Source organism: Planctomycetota bacterium (assembly GCA_016235865.1).
Classification (GTDB): Bacteria; Planctomycetota; MHYJ01; order JACQXL01; family JACQXL01; genus JACRIK01.
This window is the reverse complement of the sequence record JACRIK010000001.1, coordinates 23,872-46,308: the sequence shown is the minus strand read 5'-3', so window position 1 is coordinate 46,308 and position 22,437 is coordinate 23,872. Positions and strand designations below refer to the sequence as shown.

Genomic DNA, 22,437 nt, shown 5'->3' with positions numbered 1-22,437 from the left:
TTATTGTAAATAGTAAATCCGGCCGGTGCTGGTCGGTATCAGATACCGGCTGTTCTCTCCGTCGTAGCTGATATCGCCGATTTTTACGCCAGCACCGAATGAATAGGTTTTTATTACGGCCTTTGCGGACTCGTTAACAATAAACACCTTGCCGTTATTATTACCCAGGTAAATCAGGCCGGTATTATCCGGCAGCGGGGATGATTCTATAGCCACGCCCCCGCCCAGCTGAATCGGATAGGCACCACTGCCCGGATTATAGGCAACCGCCGTGCCGGTAATTCCGAGAATATGCAAATTACCGCCCATATCCGCATAGAGCAGTTTGGTTTCGCCATTCCCGGAAAAATATTCAACGGACGCCATGGTGGTAATAGAAAAGGCTCCGGAATCAAAAGAGAACCCGGACAAATTAGTAAATTCAGTCGACCAGGCGTTTACTCCGTGCATCCGGCCCGAATAATCACCCACATAGATCCCCTGTGTCCAGGGCCAGTAAGCAGTCGGGGCGCGGACACTGCCAAACGGGCTCATATTCTGTTTATCAATGGCATGGGCGGTAACATTCACCCGGTATAATACCGGGGTGGGATTATCAGAACCGGCGAAGAGGTAAGTCAATCCTTCCGTATTCTTGTCCCAAGACGGCGTGGCCCTAATGGGCGAGGTTACCGTGGCGCTTAACGGAACCGCACGGGTGGTTATTTCAACCCCGTAAATTTTAGGCGTACCGCCGGTTATTCCGCCGAAATAGATATTAGTACCGTCCGGAACTACGGCTGAGGTTATCTCATCGCAGACCCTAACCGGCCAGCCGGTGCTCAGATTTAAGGCAGCGCCCGTGTCAAGTAGGCGGAAGAGGTAGCCGCCACTCGTACCAAAATAGACCGTGTGCGCCGTTCCTTCGGTATAATACCACGGGAATAAGATAATGTCGCCGTAGGACTGGCTGACGTCGTAGGCATATTGTTGGAAGCCGTTGCCGTTAAGCACGGCCAGGCGGTCGGTGGTGCCGGCAATGTCCCGGGAAACCACATAGGTGCCGTAGTAGGCATAGGTATTCAGGTCATAGGCCACAACCGGGAATCCCTGGGTGCCGCCGGTTGAGGCGGTCTCAAAAACCGACCTTTCCGACCAGTTAACCAAGGCGCCGCCGCTGTCCGGCACGCCGTCATCATCCGCATCGTCGTCATAATCCCTGATGTCGCCGGCGCCCGGACCGGCATTATAATTCTCAAACCTGAGCACGGATGCCGAGCCGCTGGCCGAGACATTGTAGCCGGTGATAATGGTATCAAAGTAACAGCCCGGGAAATCAGTATCCAGATCATTCAGGGGAATAGTGATAAAGCGGCCTGAAGCTACGCCAGGATGATTATAGAAAGCGATGTTCTTCAGATTCTGGATAGCAGCGCCCGGCTGGATGTCCAGCCCGTTGGTCATCATACTGCGTATGGTCACACCATCAAGGTCAATATTACCAGAGGCAAGAAAATAGAACCGGTCTGTGCCTGGCGCCGGCGTAGCCAGATTAGAGGAATTAGATGCCTTAAAAGTGCTGTTGGCGTTGACATTAAGAGTCGAGCCATTAGCCATATTGAACGTAGCATTATTCAGAATCAGGGTGGCCTGTGGTTTTACAGTCAGGGTGCCGTTGGAGGCAATAGCTGAGGTTTTGCCAGCCGGCACGGTAATGGTGATGGCCGAAGTGCCATCCCCAATTTCCAGCGTCTTGACGGTCCGGGCATAGAAGACGTTATTACTGCCGGTCAGGATGATTTTACCTGCGGTTTGGTTGATGCCGCCGGTCGAGGTGTTGTCCAGCAGATCTGATTTGGCTCGTAAGACCGCGCCGGCATTGGTAATATTTATCCGGCCGCCGATGGCACCGCTGTTTATGGTGATATTGCCGTTGACGGTTAGTTGGTAGGCGCCGCCCATATTGAGCACACCGTTGTCCTGGATGACCAAAGATGCCACGGTTACCGCTTCATTGAAACCGGGATCATAGGCCCGGTCCTGGATGACCACGTTGCTGCCTTCGCCCGGCTTGCTGCCCGTTGACCAGTTGGCGCCACTATTCCAGTTAGTTTCCGCGCCTGATGCGCCGCCCAGCCAGAGGACATCGCCAATCCAGATAATGTTGGTATTGGTGCCCTGCCACTCGTAGGAATCACCGGCTCCGGCGCCGGACCAGTTGGTGAAATTGATTGTTGTAGAATCGGAGGTATTGACGGCCACGATATTGTTGCCGGTGGTTGCGCCGAACGAGGTGTCAAACGTGCAGTTATCAAAGTTGAGCGCCACGGTTCCTGACGCGAATCCAATGTATATATGCCGGGCGCCATTGCCCTGGCCGGTGCCGGCCGGGTCTTCCTCAACATACTGGAAAGCAACATCGTCAATATCCATGTTGGTTGCAGAAGCCGTGGGCTGGACGGTCAGGCCGCCCTTCTTGGCGTATTCAAATATAAGACCGTTCAGGTCAATCCCGCCGCCGGACTGCACGATAAAATCATATCTGGCGCCGGTAGCCGCGCGGGTAACCTTGGGCTTGTAGGTGAAACTGCCGGACGGATTGGACTGGAAGAATCCCTGGATGTAGACCGTGGTGTTATTGGCCATCCTCAATTCACCGACCTGGGCCGCGGCATTGGAGCCGCTGACTTGGAGCGTGGAATTCGGATAAACCGTCAGATTACCGTTAAGCGTGAGTTTAGAATTGTTAATATTAAAAGCGCCGGCCGTAGAGGCATCGCCGACCTCAAAGATAGAGGCGATATCATTGACAAATCCGGCGCCCAAGTCCAACGAACCGTTGGTATTTATCTTCAACGCGCCGTCAATGTCCAGTCCGTTAGCCGAACTGCTGTCAATCGAGGCGCTACCGACAACGGTCAGGTTATAGAAATCACCGGTTGAGCGGTTTGCCTTGATGGTCCTGCCTGCGCCCATAATCTTTATCGTAGAATTGCCTAAGGTAAAGCTGCCGGTATCAGACCAGTTGCCGTCGCATTCTATCATCCCGGCGCCTGAGACACCGAAATTAAGCGTGCCGGTATTGATCAAACCATTTGACCTAAGGCCTTGGACAATTGAGTTGGACGAACTCAGGTCTATCACGCCGCTGTTGGTGATCGGACCGCTGATGGTAATCTTACCGGTGGAGGTATTCAAGGTGGCGGTAACGCTAAGTGATGCGCCGACTGTATGAACAGTATTTGAGTTCAGGGTCAGTTGCCCGCTGCGGATAACCAGATTATTTGAAACCTCAAGGTCTTTGCCTGCTACAACAGAAACCGATGGAGTGGCAATACCGTCGCCGATAGTCAGGTTGTAGAACCGGTTATTGCCTGTACCGACATCAGTATTGATTGACTGGGTGGTGCCAACCAGAATAACCGTCGAGGTACCGCCGGTAAAGACGCCCGAAGAGTCGTTCCAGTTACCTGCAACGCGATGGGTGAAGCTACCGGCATTAAAACCAATCCCCGTATTGATATTTATGTTGCCGGCTATGTCCAGTCCATTATAGGCCGTGTAACTACCATTAATATTAAGGTGATAGAAATCGGTGGACGAACCGGTGGTGATGGTATTGGAATTACCTGTCAGATTCACTGTAGAATTCCCCGGATTGACCGTGCCGGAGTCAGTCCAGTTGCCCGAGACGGTTATCTGGCTGGCCGTATTCGCACCGCAATCCAGGACGCCGGTGGCAGTATTCGTAAAAGCATTGCAGCTTAAGATTGACACCTGGTCCATATCCACCGCGCCGCTGTTGTTAATCCCGCCGGTTATGACCAATGTGCCTGTACCCAGGTCCAATCTGCCGGTATTCTCTATACTTACACTTCCCCCTATTGTATGCCCGGTATTGCTATTTAAAGCCAGCGTCCCGCCGCTCTTTACTGTAAGGTTATTATCTGATTTCAGATTATATCCCGATGATATCTGCGCTGAACCGGTTACGACCAATCTATAGAAATTATTATTCGGCGTGATTACCTGCGATACTCCGGTTAAGGTTATCGTACCCTGCCCGGCCTTGAATTCGCCATTCGCCATCCCAAATTCGCAATTACCGGCTATACTATGGCTCCATCCGCTACTCGCCGGGTCTGCCTTGAATATCCCTGTCGTCACTTTAAATCTGCCCAGGATATTTATCCCGCTATTCGCTGCATTGGCGGTATAACTCGTTACGCCAGAGTATTTGTCTATCTCCAGATTATTATAAGTTATTGCCGGTATGTTCTGGTCCGCTGACTTATTGTCAAATATGGCGGTTGACGATGACGCAGCGAACGTCGTCGGCGCAAAGGTTGTGCCGGCAAACCTGATGGTCCCGGTTCCGCCGTCTAATATGCCTCCGGTTACGTTCCCGTTCAGGTCCAATATTCCTCCTGATACCTGGATAGTCCCGTTGTTGGTCGTAGCCCCATTTATGGTCACGGTCTTGTTACCACTGCTTAATGTGCCGGTCAGGAACAGATTATTGTCTATGGTCAAATTCCTTAAGACCGTGACTGTCCCAGAGGTCTTGTTTATCTCCAGATTATAGAGTTTATTGCCTATTGCCGTTCCCAAATCAATGGTCTGGCTGCCGGCCCCGTTTAGGATCACCTTGCCGTTTAATGCGGTGAATGCCCCGGTTCCTTCTATTGAAATATCGCCCTTGACCTCTAAATTATAGGTGTTGCTTAAGGTGATGCTCGCCCCGTTCTCTATCTTCAACCCAATACAACTGCCGGTCGTATCCAGGGTCGGGAAATTGCCCCCTAATGGCGCTGTTGGTATCAATACATCCTTTGTCCCATCAGGTATCCCGTTCGTCCAGTTTATCCCTAAATCCCAATTCGAGGTATTGCCCACCCAGGTATTTAATTGTATCCAATTCACCACCACATTACCACTGTCCCAATCCCAATCCTCCTTACCCGGTAACACATCTTCTGCGTTGGACATGGTGATTACCACATTGACACTATTATTAGCTACTACCACATTGCCTATTGTAGCAGATGGCCCTGGTGCTGTACCTTTGTATGTCCCATCAAAACTCATATCCGAAAAAGTAAATGACTGCGGCGTGGCATACCCGACTGTTACCTGCAGGTTTAGGGCCGCGCCACCGGTCGGAGCTACCTGTGTTACAAACGCCACGTCGTCTATATCCACTATGCTTGCCCCGCTGTTTATCCTTAAGCCATCTGCGTCTATGCTTTCTACAGTCAATCCGCTGATGTCTACGCTGCTGCCCGAATTGCCATTGAATGAATAGGCATTTGTCCCAATTACCCCGGCTGTGGTTATCTTTGGTTTGGTTTGCCCGGTTGTCCAATAGGTTTCAAAGTTGCCATTTACGGCTATGGCCTTGGCGTCTGCCATCCTTAAAACACCGCTGTTTCTCATTATTAACTTGCCTGATGCGTTTATGGTCAGATTGTCCCGGCAGGTAAGCGTGCTTCCATTGATGTCTATGGTCCCGCTGGCTGCGGACGTGCCGGTTATGGTGTAATTAAGTCCGTTCCCTAGGTCCAACTTGCCGCCGGCAACATCAAGTGTCCCATTGCAGGAAAATCCACTCTCGGGTTGTAATACCGTATTCGCTCCTATGTTGACCTTGAGATTATTGAATATAATAGCATCTCCGTTTGTCCCCTGGCTTATGGATACACCTCCTGAAGGTGCATTGAATTCCACCGTCCCGCTTCCGGCAGTAAATGAGCCATTGAATACGGCATTGCCTGTAATAGTAATACCATAGTTATTGGTGTTTAGCGTTGATTTGGTCGCATCGTCTATCTCGTCTATGGTCATGTCTCCTTTGACTATAATAACCCCGCCCAAGGTATAGGTCGTGTTGATACTACCGGTCTTGAGATGATAATAGGTTTCGGCCGGTATGGTCTGGGATGTTCCCTTAAATACTATTGTCCCTTGGTCTTCATTTAAGGTAGCCGGCGCAAATGCCCCGCCTATCCGCAACGTCCCGGTGCTGTTATTGAAGTCCAGCGTTCCGTTGCTTAGGTTACCAGTGATATCAAGTAATCCGTTGCTTATGTTAACTGTTCCTGAAGTGTTATTCAGATTGCCTGCAATTCGCAATTCGCTATTCGCAATTCCCAATTGGATTGTCCCGGTATTAGTGGTTGCTCCAGTTACAGTTATGGTTGAAGCCAGATCTAATTTGACCGTCCCGCTGTTAGAGATAGAACTAATGTTATGCTGTCTTACAGATGTATCATCTCCATCAAACGTACCATTCGCAATTCGCAATTCGCCATTCGCAATTATGTTACCTGTGGCTGTGCCTATCTGGCCGGCCTTGGATATGGTCAGGTTGTTGTAAGTGTATGACGGTATATTCTGCCCGGCCGCGGTATTATCAAATACTATTGTCCCGCCTCCGGCATTAAGCGTGGCTGGGCTAAAGCTCCCGGCTATCTGCATCTGACAACTTCCACTCCCAAATCCCAATATCCCGCCGGCAATATTGCCCTCTAAATCCAATAACCCGGAGTTGTTGACCGTCAACGTGCCGTTGTTAGCGATGTTCCCGCTGACGGCAATTGTCTTGCTGGATGTATAGAATTGCCCGGTAATAACCAAGTTATTGGTGATGCCGCAATTGGTTGAGGCCGTGATAACGCTGCCGCTGTTTATGTGCAGAGCATAGAAATCACTGGCGCCGGTTGTGGTGATATAATTGTTGCTCCCGATTAGCGTCACCTTTGACTGGCCCAGGTTAAAGGCGCCGGCCTTTGTCCAGTTGCCGCCGGCTGAAACTGATGCCGATGAGCCGGTCATGTCCAGCGTGCCGGTCGTGGTAATATTTACACCGCCCGTGACTGCCAAATCCGAGTCGTCCGTGGAATTCCCGGTCATATCTACAATCCCGCTGCTTGTCCCGTCTCCGACTCTTAATAATCCGGTTATAGACATAGACGAGGTGTTGAGTTTCAACTTACCGTTATTTACATAACAATAACCGCCTACCGTATGTTTGCTTACGCCGGTAAAATTGATGCCCAAGTCCAGTGTGCCGCTGCTAATCACCAGATTGCCGGTCACCCCGATCTTGCCAAGGGCTGATACATTCACCGCTACCCCGGTATTGGATATGGCCAGGTTATTAAAGGTCTCGCCGGCTATATTCTGCCCGACTGCGCCGTTAAACCGCACCTCGCCGGCTCCTTCCGTGAAATTATCCTCGCTGCCGTTATCCACCCAGTGCCGGCCGACAGAAAGCGCAAATCCTCCGCTGTTGAGTATACCGTTCTCATTAAAGGTGATATCATTCTTGACGGTGGTATCAGCAGGCAGGGTGTAGGTGGTATCAACGCTCGGAGCTCCAACTGATAGGTTATACCAGGTTTCATTGGGGATAGTCGAACTCGTGCCATAGAAATAGGCCGTGCCGGTGTCTTCGCTCAGATTGTCTCCGGCATCCGCATCGTTCCAGAGTCCGGTTATGGTTAACTGATATCCTGATAACTTGATAATACCGTGCGGCGAGGCCAGACCAGAGTTGATATTGGTAACTCTGACATTCCCCTGAAGTGAAAGTATAGTTGTCGTGCCTGAAACACTGACATTATTTAATATGAATGGCGGCTGGGCCGTTCCGGCTATAGTCTGTGTGGTGTCGCCATTAAATATGATACCGCTGCCGGATGGCTTAAAGACATTATCGCTGGTCGTGGTACCATCAATGGTCAAATTACCGCCTATTTTGATTGCAGCATTCTGGGCATCCGCATAATTCGGCGCAACCATTCGTATCGTAAGATTCTTGGTGATATTATAAGTAGCGTTAACAAAGGTTGTTGCAAAGGCGGCGGAGCCGTCTCCGACCTGGAGATGATAGTAGTTCTCTACCGGCACGGATGCGGTACCCAACCAAATAAAGGTACCGGTATTAGCGTTAAAAGTTCCTGTCTTGGTCCAGTTAGACGTATAAAATGTGGCGTTATTCAATGAGAAACTCCCGCCCTGGATGGTAAATCCAGTTGATACCTTTACTGACGCACCGGTTGCCAGAAAGGCCGTGCCAGTTACGCTCACGGAACGGAAATTCTGCTCTGAAGAAATAACTGAATTGGAGCCGTTAAATACAATCAACCCGGCGGTCTGGTTTAAGGCTCCGCCCGTGTTAGTCCAATTGCCGGCAACACGCACCTCGCTATTCGCAGTCGTCATCTGAAACGAGCCGGTTACCGCCAAGGTAAAGTTACCAGTGATGGTCAACACCTTTCCATTTATTTCCAAACTCCCGTTATTCCTGACTTCCAGGGATGCGCAGGAACCGTTCTGGTCCATTACTGGCAAACGTCCGGACGCCGGATAAAGGATAACGGCGGAATTCTCAGTGCCTGGCGCGCCGTTTGACCAGTTCCCGTTATCGCTCCAGGCCGTCGAATTATTGCCCTCCCAAGTGGTCGCACCCAACCAGCCGATAGAAACGTTGGCATTACCTTCCCATTCATAGACCGGCCCAGAGCCGCTGCCTCCGTAATTAGAGAAGGATGACTGAGTAGAGCCGCCGGTTGATGCGCCCACTACATTGTTGCCGGTGGTTGTCCCAAACGAAGTATCAAAGGTGCAGCCATCAAAGGTCTGGGCAAAACTGCCGGAAGTAAATCCGATATAAAGATGCCTGGCCCCATTACCCTGCCGTGTACCGGCCGGATTTTCCTGGACGTAACGGAATACGCAGTCATCAATATCAATGTTAGCCGAATTGGCAGTAGATGCGACAGACAAACCGTTGCTGTTTGCATACTCAAGAATGAGCCCGTTGACATCCAATCCACCGCCGTTCTCCACCAAGAATGAATATCTTGCGCCACTCACGGAACGTGTAATGATAGGCTTATAGGTGAAACTGCCGGACGGATTGGACTGGAATAATCCCTGGATACTAACCGTCTTGGTATTTGCCACCTTGAGTTGGCCTTCCTGCCCACTGGTATTAGAACCTGATATCTGCAAAACACCTCCGCCATTTACCGTCAGATTCCCGTTTGATACCAGTAGGGAATTATTGCCATTGAGCGTTCCGGAAACAGATATATTTCCTGTAACGGTCGTGCTTAATGATGTGCCGAGATTAAAGCTGCAGACCGCATTAACCGACAGGTTATTATCAATCAGCAATGATGAAGCGGCGCTGATTGTCCCGCTAATGGTTAGGTTGTAGAAAGCTCCTCTTGCCAGAGGCAAATTGATATTGCTGGTGGCGCCACTAACCTCTACGGTTGAAACGCCTTTAGCAAAGGTTCCCGCACTGCTGATGAATGACCCATTGCAAGTAATCTTACCGCCTCCACTCGTGCCAAAGGTGATGGAATTATTATTCGTAACTAAACCGGCAATAAGTTTACCATTTGACGCCGTGGTTTCGGATAAGTCAATCGTGCCGTTATTAGTAATAGCACCAGTGGTTAGTTGCCCTGTCTTAATAAATAAACCTGATGCGCTATCTATAGTAACAGAACCGGTAATGTTATGACCGGTATTGCTGTTTAAGGTCAGGAAACTACCAGTATTAATAGCCAAGACTCCAGCAACCCGCAAGTCGCCCCCTGTGGAAATCACTACTGAAGGCGCACTCGCATCATCGCCAATATTCAAATTGTAGAATTTATTATCACCGGTTGCCACTTTAGTCGTGATGGTTCTTGCTCCGACCCCGTCAAAGGTTACTGTTCCACCCGTAGCGGCAAAGACCCCGGTAGAATCATCCCAATTTCCCGCTATCTTATGCGAATAAACATCCGGATTAAACGTACCGGTGATTTTCACGTCACCCTCTATATCCAATCCGTTCACACTAGTATAATTACCGCTAACGTTAAGGTTATAAATATCGGTGGAAGCAGCCGTGGCGATTGTACTGCCTGCCCCACCGGTCAGCGTTATGGTGGAATTCCCTGGATTGACCGTGCCAGAGTCGTTCCAATTGCCGGACACCGTTATCTGGCTGGTTGTATTTGTCCCGCAATCCAATATGCCGCTGGCTGTGTTGGTAAAGGCATTGCAACTCAGGTTAGATACCTGGTCCATATCTATGGTGCCAGAGTTGTTAAGCCCTCCGGTTATTGCCAATGCCCCGGTGTTCAGGTCTAATCTGCCGGTGTTTTCTACTGTTACACTCCCGCCTATTGTATGTCCGGTATTGCCGTTTAGAATAAGCGTTGCTCCACTCTTAATTACCAGGTTGTTATCTGCCTTGAGATTATATCCAGATGTTACCTGCGCTGAACCGGTTATTGCTAATCTATAGAAATTATTATTGGGCGTGATTACCTGCGATACTCCGGTTAAGGTTATCGTGCCCTGCCCGGCCTTGAATTCGCCATTCGCCATCCCAAATTCGCAATTACCGGCTATGCTGTGGCTCCATCCGCTACTCGCCGGGTCTGCCTTGAATATCCCGGACGTCACCTTAAACCGACCCTGGATATTGATACCAGTATTTGCGGCATTGGCCGTATAACTTACGCTGCCTAAGTATTTATCTATCTCTAAATTATTATATGTCATAGTCGGGATATTCTGGTCTGCGGCCTTGTTGTCAAAGATAATGGTTGATACTGACGCGGTGAATGTGGCCGGCGCAAAGGTCGTACCGGCAAACCTGATTGTCCCAGTCCCGCCGTCTACTACGCCTCCGGTCAGGTTCCCGTTTAGGTCCAATATCCCTCCTGATACCTGGATAGTCCCGTTGTTAGTCGCGGCTCCGTTTATGGTTACGGTCTTATTGCCGCTGTTTAACGTCCCGGTCAGGACCAGGTTATTGTCTATGGTTAAGTCCCTTAATACCGTGACTGTCCCTGAGGCCTTATTTATATCCAGATTATAGAATCTGTTGGCTACGGCCGTGCCCAAGTCAATGGTCTGGCTGCCGGTCCCGTTCAGTATCACCTTGCCGTTTAATGCCGTAAATGCCCCGGTGCCTTCTATTGAGATATCACCCTTTATCTCAAAGTTATATGTCGCGCTTAAGGTTATGCTTGCCCCGTTTTCCACCTTCAATCCAATGCAATTACCGGTCGTATCCAGTGTCGGATAATTACTTAGACCCGTTGGTATCAGAATATCCTTGCTGCCGTCCGGTATGCCGTTGGTCCAGTTCCCGGCTAAATTCCAGCTCGTGGTATTGCCCAGCCAGGTGTTTAACTGTATCCAATCCACCGTTACATTGCCGCTGTCCCAATCCCATTCCTCCTTGCCGGGCGGCGGCGCCACATTGTCTATGGCATTGGACATCGTGATAACCACGCTGACAGCGTTATTGGCCACCACCACATTGCCAACCGTGGCTGTGGCGGTTATTGCACTGCCCTTGTAACTGCCGTCAAAACTCATATCCGAGAAGGTAAACGACTGCGAAGTGGCATACCCGGCGGTTGCCTGCAGGTTTAATGCCGCCCCGCCGGTCGGCGCTACCTGGGTGGCAAACGCCACGTCGTCTATGTCCACTATGGTCGCCCCGCTGTTTATCCTTATACCACTGGCATCTATGCTCTCTACGGTCAATCCGCTGATGTCTACGTCGCTGCCTGCATTGCCATTGAATGAATAGGCATTCGTCCCGACTGTCCCTGAGGTGGTTATTTTTGGCTTTGTTTGCCCTGTGGTCCAATAGGTCTCAAATCCGCCATTAATGGCTATGGCCTTGCTGTCTGCCATTTTCAATATGCCGCTGTTCCTCATTATCAACTTGCCTGATGCCTGAATGGTTAGATTATCCTTGCAGGTAAGTGTGCTTCCGTTTATGTCTATAATGCCGTTATTAGCCGTGCTTGTGCCGGTAATGATGTAACCTAAAGCAGTGCCTAAATCCAATTTACCGCTGGAAACCAATAGATTTCCGCTGCAATCGAAACCGATTGATGGTTGTAATACTGCGTTTGTCCCGACATTGACCTTGAAATTACTGAATATTATCGCATCACCGTTTGTCCCCTTGCTTATGGAGACGCTGCCTGTCGCGGCATTGAATTCCACTGTTCCGCTTCCGGCAGTAAACGAACCATTGAATATGGCATTGCCGGTGATGCTTATCCCGTAACTGCCGGTGCTTAATGTTGATTTGGTCCCATCATCCGTCTCATCTATAGTCATGTCTCCTTTAACAGATATGTCCCCGCCTAAGGTATATGTCGCATTGATGCTCCCGGTCTTTAGGTGATAATAGGTCTCGGCCGGTATGGTCTGCCCTGACCCCTTAAATACTATTGTCCCCTGGTCTTCGTTTAATGTGCTCGGTGCAAATACCCCGCCAATCCGTAGTGTACCACTGCTGTTATTGAAATCCAGCGTCCCGTTGCTTAGGTTACCATTGATATCAAGTAATCCGTTGCTTATATTAACTATTCCTGAAGTGTTATTCAAATTGCCTGCAATTCGCAATTCGCTATTCGCAATTCCCAATTGGATTGTCCCGGTATTAGTGGTTGCTCCAGTTACAGTTATAGTCGAAGCCAGGTCCATCCTGACTGTCCCGCTGTTGGAAAAACTCCCTATGTTATGCACCTTGACAGATGTGTCATCAACATCAAACGTGCCATTCGCTATTCGCAATTCGCCATTCACAATTATATTGCCTGTAGCTGTGCCTATCTGGCCGGCCTTGGACATGGTCAGGTTGTTGTAAGTGTATGACGGTATATTCTGCCCGGCCGCGGTATTATCAAAGACAATCGTCCCGCCTCCGGCATTAAGCGTGGCTGGGCTAAAGCTCCCGGCTATCTGCATCTGACAACTTCCACTCCCAAATCCCAATATCCCACCGGCAATATTGCCCTCTAAATCCAATAGCCCGGAGTTATTGACCGTCAACGTGCCGCTGTTAGCGATGTTCCCGCTGACGGCAATCGTCTTGCTGGATGTATAGAATTGCCCGGTAATAACCAAGTTATTGGTGATGCCGCAATTGGTCGAGGCCGTAATGGTACTGCCGCTATTTATGTACAAGGCATAGAAATCACTGCTCCCGCTGGCGGTAATATAATTGCCGGCCCCGCTTAAGGTCACCTTGGATTGGCCGATATTGAAACTGCCAGCTTTTGTCCAGTTGCCGCCGGCTGAAATTGATGCGGATGAACCGGTCATATCCAGTATCCCACTGGCGGTTATATCCACCCCGCCGGTTGAGGTCAAATCCGGGTCATCCGCGGAATTTCCGGTCATATCCACAATACCGCTGCTTGTCCCGTCTCCGATTCTTAATAATCCTGTTATAGACATGGACGAGGTGTTAAGTTTCAACTTACCGTTATTTATATAACAATAACCGCCTACCGTATGCTTGTTTACTCCGGTAAAGCCGCTGCCTAAATCCAATGTGCCGCTGCTAATGACCAGATTTCCGTTCACCCCTATCTTGCCAAGGGCTATTACGTTTACCGCCACCCCGGTATTGGATATTGTCAGGTTATTAAAGGTGTCGCTACTGATGTTTTGGCCGACAGAGCCGTTGAATACCACGGCCCCGGCCCCTTCCACAAAGTTATCTTCTGTCCCGTTGTCCACCCAGTGCCGGCCAACATAGAGTATAAAACCACCGCTGTTAAGTATCCCATTCTCATTAAAGGTGATATCATTCTTTACCGTACTATTAGTTGGTAGGATGTATGTCGTATCAGCGCTGGCTGCGCCGACGGCCAGATTATACCAGGTCTCATTGGGTATCGTAGCACTCGTGCCATAGAAATATACCGTTCCGGTGTCTTCCGAGAGATTATCGCCACTATCCGCATCATTCCAGAAACCGGTTATCGTTAGTTGATATGCATTGAGCTTGATAATGCCATGCGGCGAGGCCAGACCGGAATTGATATTGGTAACCGCAATCGGCATATTGAGTTCTGCCGTAGTTGTAGTAGTCACCTGAATGTTATTAAGCGTCAGGGACGGCGGGGTTATTGTGCTCCTTATCTTCTGGACCACACCGCCGCCAAATATCAGTGTAGATGCGCCCATATTAATAGTCCCATCCACAATCAAATCACCTTCCAGCCGAACCGTGGCATTATTAAGATTAAGTATTCCGCCCTGCTTAACCCAGATATTACCTTTAACGGTGAGCGTTCCGCCGGTTTGGTTAAGCGTCAGGGTTGAGCCCAAATCCACTATAAGATGACGGTTGATTGTCTGGTTCACCCCATAAGTATATGTGGTCGCAATATTATAGCTGTCTATGTTACTCCCAATCTGCAGGTCGTAATATGTTTCTAATGGGACATCAGACGTGCTCATCCAGGTAAACTTGGAATTTCCGGCTCCAAACCTGCCCAGATTAGTTGTCCAGACCGATGCCTTAAGAGTTGCCTGGTTGGTGTTATTCCCGCCAGAAAGCCAGGCCGCGGTATTGATAAAGTATGAAGCAGACGTCCCGCTGATAGCAACCACAGCGCCGTCGGTCAAGGTATAACTGGCGGTCGCAGTATCTAAAGACAAATTCCTGAATCCGTTCTCGGTGGATATAGTATTATTTGTCCCTCTCAGATAAATGATACCGCCGGTTGATTGTTGGTCTAATACCCCGCCCTGATTATCCCAATTACCGGAGACATATAACAATGCGCCGGTGGTATCCTTCATCGTAATACCGCCACCTGCTTCTATAACCACATCGCCGGCCACAGTCAGGTCATAGCCTGTGGTATCATCTATGAAGACCGTATTGCTGTTCTTAATAACGAGATTCCTGATGCTATAACTCGCGGTTCTTACCCTGGGATTATAACCGCTGGGTAAAACCCGGTTGATAATGGCGTTTTCTCCTGTAGTATTTGCAATGTTGGTGTTATCCCAATTAGAACCCATGCTCCAGTTGGCTGACAGGCCGCCGTTCCAGACGCAATTGGTGGTCCAGTTTATTGTCCCGACTACCGGCTCGTCATAATTACCGCCGCCCCGGGCGCCGCCCCAATTGGTAAAGTTAAGCGCCGGCGCTCCGTTGTCCATCCGGACATTGACCGTGCAGGAGGCGTCAAAGGTGCAGCCGTCAAAGTTATAGGTGCCGCTGGCAATCCGGAAATGAAGCCCGCGCGGCCCGCTCCCGCCCTGGACATTCTGATAAGCTACATTGTCCAGGTCTGAACAGATAGCACCGGCCTCTAACAGGAGCGCCGAATAAAATGCCCCGACACTATCATAGGTGTAGGCCGAATCAATAACCAATCCGGCTACATCAATCGCCCCGCCGGACTGAACCACAAAGCCATAGAACGGCCCGGGCGCAATCGGGTTATACGCCTGAATTATCGGCTTGGTACCGCTTGACCAGAGGCATTGCATTAAACCGCCTGATTGAACCGTAATGTCCGACCGGCTTATGGCATTCGTGTAGTTAACCGTTGCCGAATCGCCTTGCATCTTCAGGGTCGGTGCGGCCGTAGCCGCGCCGGACATTACAAACGTTCCGCTTATGGATAAATCGCCAAAGACCGAACTACTGCCTATGGCCAATTGACTAATGCCCATATCCAGCACCGCGCCAGCCGAGATAGTCACATCGTCTAACACCGTATGCGCCAGGGCCGCTCCGATATCAAGTTTGAACTGCCCATCGCTGACATTAAGATTATTATAAATAGTCAGGTTGCCTTCGGCGCTTACATAACCTGAACCGGTATTGGTAATGACAAGCGTATTAAACGATGAGTTGGTCTTAATGGATTGGGCCGCCGAGGCGTTGAAGTTCACGGTTGAACCGGAATAGGTGAAGGTTCCGTTCACGGTCCAGTTCCCGCCGCAGTTAATTATGTCATTCGTGGCATCCAATGTTGTGCCGCTGCCGATATTGATATTACCCAGGTTGGTGTTGCCGGCATTGTCCCTGGTAGTAACCATAATACTATCACCTGTTGGACCGCCGGACTGCTGGACTAATCTCAGAATAGTTCCAGTATTCAACAGTTTAAGATTGTTTAAGACGACCGCTCCACCTGTAGGCCGTACCAATTCCTGCGTTGTTGCGCCGTTGAATATTACAGTTGAAAGCCCGGCTGAAAACGTCCCGCTGAGGATGAAATGACCGCCTAGCTTGATATCAATAGCTGATTCGTTGGTCGCGGAGACCGTTGCCCCGACTGTAATCGTGATACCGCCCAGCGCCTCAATATTACCGTTCAACACCTTTGGCTCCAGTCCGCTGAATTCCAGATACTTGAATTGTCCGCCGGTGATGTTCTGTTCCTGCCCGCCGCTGTTGCCGTTAAACTTAAGCAGGCAGTTGCCCGGAGAGAAAGTCCCATAATTATTCCAGTTACCGCCTACCCGGACGTCCGTGGTCGTGGCGATAAAGTTGACCCCTTCCAGAATCGTCACATCATTATAAACCACTATCGGCTCAAAGACCATCTGCAGCCCGGAGGTATTGGAAAGTTTGAGGTTATAATAAGTGGTGGCCACCACGCCCTGGCCTGATGAACCGGCATAGTCGACCGTGGACGTCCCGGGGTCAAAGTTGGCATTGGTATTTACGGTCCAGGAGCCGTAGATGGTCAGGGTCCAGGAGCCGGAAACGGCCAGCATAGTCGTGGCGCTACCGCTAAATGGCGACTCCATCGTGATATTCTTGATTGCGGCATTGCCGGATATTACCGGCCAGCGGTCCGGGCTGCTGTCCGGATTGGCCGGAATGGTCAGCGAGTCAGAACCCTGGGGCGGGTCGGCCGGAGAACCGTCCGGATACTTCCAGTTTCCAACGCCGCTCCAGGCCGAACTGGCCAGTCCGGTCCAGATTTTCTCCACCGGCCACTGGATAGAACCCGGGTCAGGGTCATCACCCGGATTTACCGAATCGTCCCGCATATCATATGGCTCGCCGTTGCCGCCGCCCTTATTGCCTAAAGAGATGGTCTGCAAAATCGTGGAGCCGGTGGAACCTCGGTTGAGATAGACATTGACATCGGCATTACTATCCACTGTCCCTTCATCATAGGTATGATTATTAAAATCCATCTCCAACTGCGGTGAGGAGGCATTCCTGAAAATCCTTAGGTAGGTATCGCGCGTGCCGGAATTCTGGATATCGTCAAAGATAGCCCGATCAAAATATGTATCACCGGCCGCATAAACACTGGCCGTAGTCAGGATGGTGAATCCGTGATTAGCGGCCGGGTCGCTAAACAGACCGGCCGAGCCCAATGACTTCACCTGCAACCCGTTAATCTTGGTCTTGCCTGCAACCCGAACATAATAGAAGTTAATACCCGGATTGGTTGAGGTAATCAGAGGCACAGAGCCGCTCTGGGCACTCTCTATGATTCCATCCGGCGTCTTGACCTCCAGTATCGTTCCGTTCCCCATCTGCAATGTCACGCCGCCCAGGAGTTTCAGGGTCGCATCATCTGTGCCTGAACCATTGCCTACCGTAAGATTACCGGTTGAAACAAAGGTGTCCAAGGTTGAGCCGAAGTCCAGGATACCGGCCAGGATATCGGTAGTCCCGTTGGCGGTCAGGTCTGTTCCGGCTAATCCAAAGGCCATTTCCACGGTTTTAGCCGCAGTATCACCGCTGGTCTTATTTATCTCCAGGTTATTCAGAATGAGCGCCGCCGAACCTTTCAGGGTCTGCTTGGTCGTGCCGTTCAGGAGTAGTTTGGAATTCCCGGCTGTAAATGTGCCGTTATTCTCAAAATCCTTCTTGACCTCAATGGTGTAACCGCCTGTAGAGGCATTAAGAGAACCGGTAGCGGAAACCTTCAGGTTTCCACTAACCGTAAATATCTTATCAGAATTAGTCCCATCAAGAGCGCCTGCGCCGTTTATGGTCAGAGAATAAAAATCCTCGTGCGCCGTACCGCCTGACTGTTCAGGTATAGTCGTCCCATTCCAGATAAACTCTGAAGTGCCGGACTGGAATACCCCGCTATTGGTCCAACTGCCGGTGGTAAAGACCGTGGCAGTGCCGGCATTAAACGTCCCGGCGGTGATATTGAATGTGCCGGTTACGGTTACCGACTTGCCATACTCAATCTTAGTCAAATTGGTGGAAGAAACCGTCAGGTTATTAAAGGTGATAGTCCCTGCCACGGAAGGCGATTTGAGTATTTCGCAATCACTGCCTGTGAACCGCACCGTAGACGTCCCGGCCGAGAAGGAGCCGTCCTGGCTCCAATCACCGCCGATGCTATGCGTCAACCCGCTTCCGCCGCTGAAGGTCCCGGACTTGATATAAAGATTGTTGTCGATATTAAGGGAATTGTTAGACGAGGCCGTGCCCGGAGATTCAATGGTCAGGTTATAATAACCGTTGTTAAAGGCAATGAGTTGTTGTTCTGCATCCTGTTTGCGCCAGATAAAGGTGCCTTGTTGGGGATTCCAGCCGACCACAGAGCCGGACAACGTGCAACCAGCCGGCACAATCAATGTGGCATCCGGACCGCCCACCGGACTGCCATTAAGTGTATGCCCGGCCTGCAGGTCTATCGTATTTATTCCTGATACCTGGCTCCCGCCTTGCAGAGTAGTCGTACCCGTGCCGCCAAAACGTACGATATTAAACTGGGTCGTGCCGGTAATCGCATGCGCGCCGGTCCCAATAAACTGCACCTCGCCGGTCCCGGCATTAAACGCCCCGTTATTCACCCAGTTGCCATAAATATTTAACTGGTTGGCGCCGGTGGACAAATCACCTGCTGATGTAATCTCCAAGTGGTTATAAATATTCCTCGGCGTTGAAGCCAGGGAAAACGTCCCGTCTATAGTAAGATTATGAAAATCCTTGGGCGGAATATTCCCGCTGCCCCGTAAAACAACGGTCGAAGACACTCCCCTGTTAAATGTGCCAGTCGTATCGCCCCAGGAGTTATAAGTAATAAGCGCTGCATTATTCCCCATGTTTAGCGTGCCGGTCAGATAAAACATCCCTGCGCCACTGGCTTCAACGTTTACGTTATCGGCGATGTTTAGCTGCGCTCCAGTTGGGATACGCAACGACTTTATGGTCTTACCTGTGCCGATGCAGTCCGTTTCTATCCTGCAGGCGCTGGTTGTGCCATAGAAAGTCAAATCGCCCTCGGTAATCGTAAGCGTGCCGTAATTAGTCCAACTGCCCGCGACCCTTAATTGGCTGGTGGCGGTCAGAATCTTAATCTCGCCGCCGTTCTTAATCAGGACATTACCGGTCGTGCCGTTGACGCTCAGGGTTCTTGTCCCGGAAAACTGGATGGTCAGCGAGGCGCCGTTGCGCACGGTTAAACTTCCGCAGACGCGGTTGGTCGTGCCGCCAATCGCCGGATATAATCCGCTTCCCACTATGGGAATATCCACATCCTGTAAGTTTGTCGGAATTCCGTTTGTCCAGTTACCGGCCGTTGCCCAGTTGGTCGTGCCCGAGCCGGATGTCCAGTAATTGGTATTCCCGCTGTCCCACCTGATTGAACCGGGTATAACTATCCCGCTGCCGCCGTCGTTCTCGTAATCGTCCCCGGCGCCCGCGCCGGTCGCATTGGGCAGGGTAATAATCCCACCGGCCGTCACGAATGCCGAGACGGTTTCTATGTTATATCCCGGCGGGTTCGGTCCGGCCCCGAAGATGGAGTCATCAAAGGTCAAATTACTAAAATTATAGGTTACGGCTGAGGTCTCCAGTACCCTCAAACACGTGCCGTCCGCAGTCATAGACACGAAATCCAGATCATTCATATCGCTGGTGGTATCAGCCGCATCAGAGATAGTCAAGCCGTTACCATCAACCTTGCCCACAATTAACCCGTTGAGCGTCACCTTGCCATTGACCGTAAAACTATAGTAAGCGCCGGAGGCGGTAGCGGTAATAACCGGCTTCAGATTGGGTGAGGACCAGGTGGTATTTAGAGTTCCGTCTATCAGCAGAGCCCTGCCGTTGGCCATCTTCAGTTGTGGTTGCTGGCTTAGTGATGTGCCGTTCATATTCAATATGCCGCCGGCGGCAACCGTCAGGTCGCCATTGGATTGCAACTCGCTCAGGCCCAAATTCAACGTTCCTGAGACAGTAGTATTCAGCGCCACACTATACGCCAGACCATTACCAAGATTTAATGATGCAGATGCGTTAATCGTCAGACCCTGGGTTATTGCCAGGCCAACTGCTGACGAATTGCTCACGTTTGCGCTGCCGCTGACGACCAGATTATAAAAGGTATTATTGGCGCTGGTAGCGGTGATGACGCTGCTCCCGTTAAAATAGACCGTGGAGTTAGCCGGTGTGAAATTGGCAATACCCCAGTCGCCCGAGACATAGACCTTATTGGAACCGGTAGAGGCCAGGGTGCCGGCGCCGGTGATAGTGCCCGAAATGGTGAACTCGGCTGATGATTCAATGGTAATCACGGCCGAAGGACTATCAATAATTACATCCGCAGCCCGGGCGCTGAGCGGCATTAGCACCGCAAAGACGCAAAGGATGCAAAGATAATATATAAAACTGATAAATCTCATATAAATACGGCTTATATCCTTATCGCTACGCCTTATAGCGTTAACGCTACGAGTTATAGGAACATCCCCCCACCGATTTATCTCGTGCTTTTGTAACGAGCGCCAGTGTTTACTTAATAAATGCTTATCGTTTCCGAGCCCGCAGTTACACCAGTGACGCGACAGGTTACGACCCTAGAACCAGTGGTACTGCTAATGGTATTGGTGTTGACAATAGTGCCGCCAGCTCCAGCGACCAAGGTTACGGCAAAAGTGCCAGTATTGAAGACCACAAAAGTAAACGTATCTCCAACGGCCGGGGTTCCAGGCAGGGCTTGCACCAATCCGGTAGCTCCCTGAGCAGTAGGAAATGTTAAGGTGCGAGCTGCAGAAGCCGCAAAGCCAATTACACCAGCGTCAAGAATTTGAGCTACTGTCGCAGTTGTATTCGCGTTTAATCCGATAGTTGGTGCTACCGACTTATTCACGGTGAACTTGCCAATGCCTATGCGCACGCCATTTCCGGCGGCGACTGTTCCTCCACCAATAGTTATGTCGTTGTTACCTGCACCAGTGGCAATCCTTACTATTGAAGCGCCGGCGCCGGTTCCAAGATTCAACGTTTGCGTTCCAGAAGATGAACCAAGGGTAATAGCGCCGGTTTGAGCGGTTCCCCCTATAGTCATCGTTCCTGTAGTGGTTGAAGCGCCAATGGTATAATTTGAAGCGGTAGTACCATTAAGAGTATAGTTGCCTGTGCCGACTTGTTCGGAAATACCAGTCGCTGACGCGTTCCCTATGGAAACCGCGCCGGTAGAGGTCCCGGTATTGATATTAGTGGCAAAATTGGAACTTGCGTTTAAATTAATGATTGCACCGGAAACACTAGTTCCCCAGGAGGTATTAGTCGCATCTGTGGTAAGGAATTTACCTGCGTTACCAGTTTGTGTCGGCGCTAAAGCATTAAAAGCCGCATTGGCCGTTGCCTGTCCGGTGCCGCCATTGGCGACCGCGATATTAGTCCCCTGCCAGGCGCCTAAGGTGACATTGCCGTCCGAGTTTACCCGGAAGACGGATGCGCCGGTGGAATCCTGGACCGCGAATTCGGACACGCCGGCGCTGTCGGTCAGTTTCATCTTGACATCATCCGCCGCATAAAGCAATAAAGAAATACCGAGAATCGGTATCACCCTCCAGGTTAACCACCATTGCCACTTTTTATTATGCATAGTAAAACTCCTTTTCTTCTGGTTCCGAATGCTTTCGGGACCATTAGCTCCCGCTTTAGTAGGCATGATTGATTTATATTTATTATATAGTAATATACCCCATATACCAGGGTTTGTCAAGTGGAATTAGGTATTTTCTTACTGCCCCTTTGAGCGAAGCGAATTAGGGGCAGTTAGACCCCGCGAATCGCGGGGTATTCCTTTTAATCATTTTATCCTTGAGTTATTTCACGCCATCTGATACAATAAAACTATGCCTTATCCGCATCAATTTATCAGATTAACCGACCAGGAACGTAAGATAGTCAGCGACGAGTTGCGAAATCTGAATATTGCAGGTAAATATAAAAAACGCCGGCGTCTCCAGATTCTTTACCTCTCTGACCAGAAAATAGAGTTTGAGCGGATTGCCCAACGGCTTAAATGCTCTTATAATACGGTCAGATGGAATATCTACCGATACAAAAAACATGGTCTAAAGCCGTTTATCCAGAAATAGCCATTGGCACCTTCAGTCCATTATTTTGCCTGCTTTATGCTTGAAATCTGCCTTACCCCCCTCCTATACCCCTCCCCCCCACATCCCTGCTCCCTACCCCTGGCATCCATACTTTAGTGCTACTGCCTCCCGTAGGGATACCCCTGCCGTTATGCCATAACTCTACTCGCCGATATATTCTATACCGCTGTTGGGCCGTTATAATTCCCTACACCTATCGTGCCTTTCCCTACCGTATAAATACTCCTTATCTCCGGCAAATTGACTCTATGCAAATGCCGCAGA

3 protein-coding genes are annotated in these 22,437 nt (G+C 50.3%); 1 reads left to right on the top strand and 2 read right to left on the bottom strand.

Going from position 1 to position 22,437, the window contains the following annotated elements:
• Window positions 1-20,445, bottom strand: a complete 20,445-nt coding sequence (locus tag HZA49_00140; protein ID MBI5777850.1) for a hypothetical protein — start codon at window positions 20,443-20,445, stop codon at window positions 1-3.
• A gap of 113 nt (window positions 20,446-20,558) precedes the next feature.
• Window positions 20,559-21,653, bottom strand: coding sequence for a hypothetical protein (locus HZA49_00135; protein ID MBI5777849.1), 1,095 nt, complete (start codon window positions 21,651-21,653; stop codon window positions 20,559-20,561).
• A gap of 253 nt (window positions 21,654-21,906) precedes the next feature.
• On the opposite strand from HZA49_00135, the gene HZA49_00130 reads away from it, so the two are divergent.
• Entirely contained in the window at window positions 21,907-22,152 is a 246-nt protein-coding gene (locus tag HZA49_00130; protein ID MBI5777848.1) for a helix-turn-helix domain-containing protein, read from the top strand.
• Window positions 22,153-22,437: the final 285 nt, after the last annotated feature.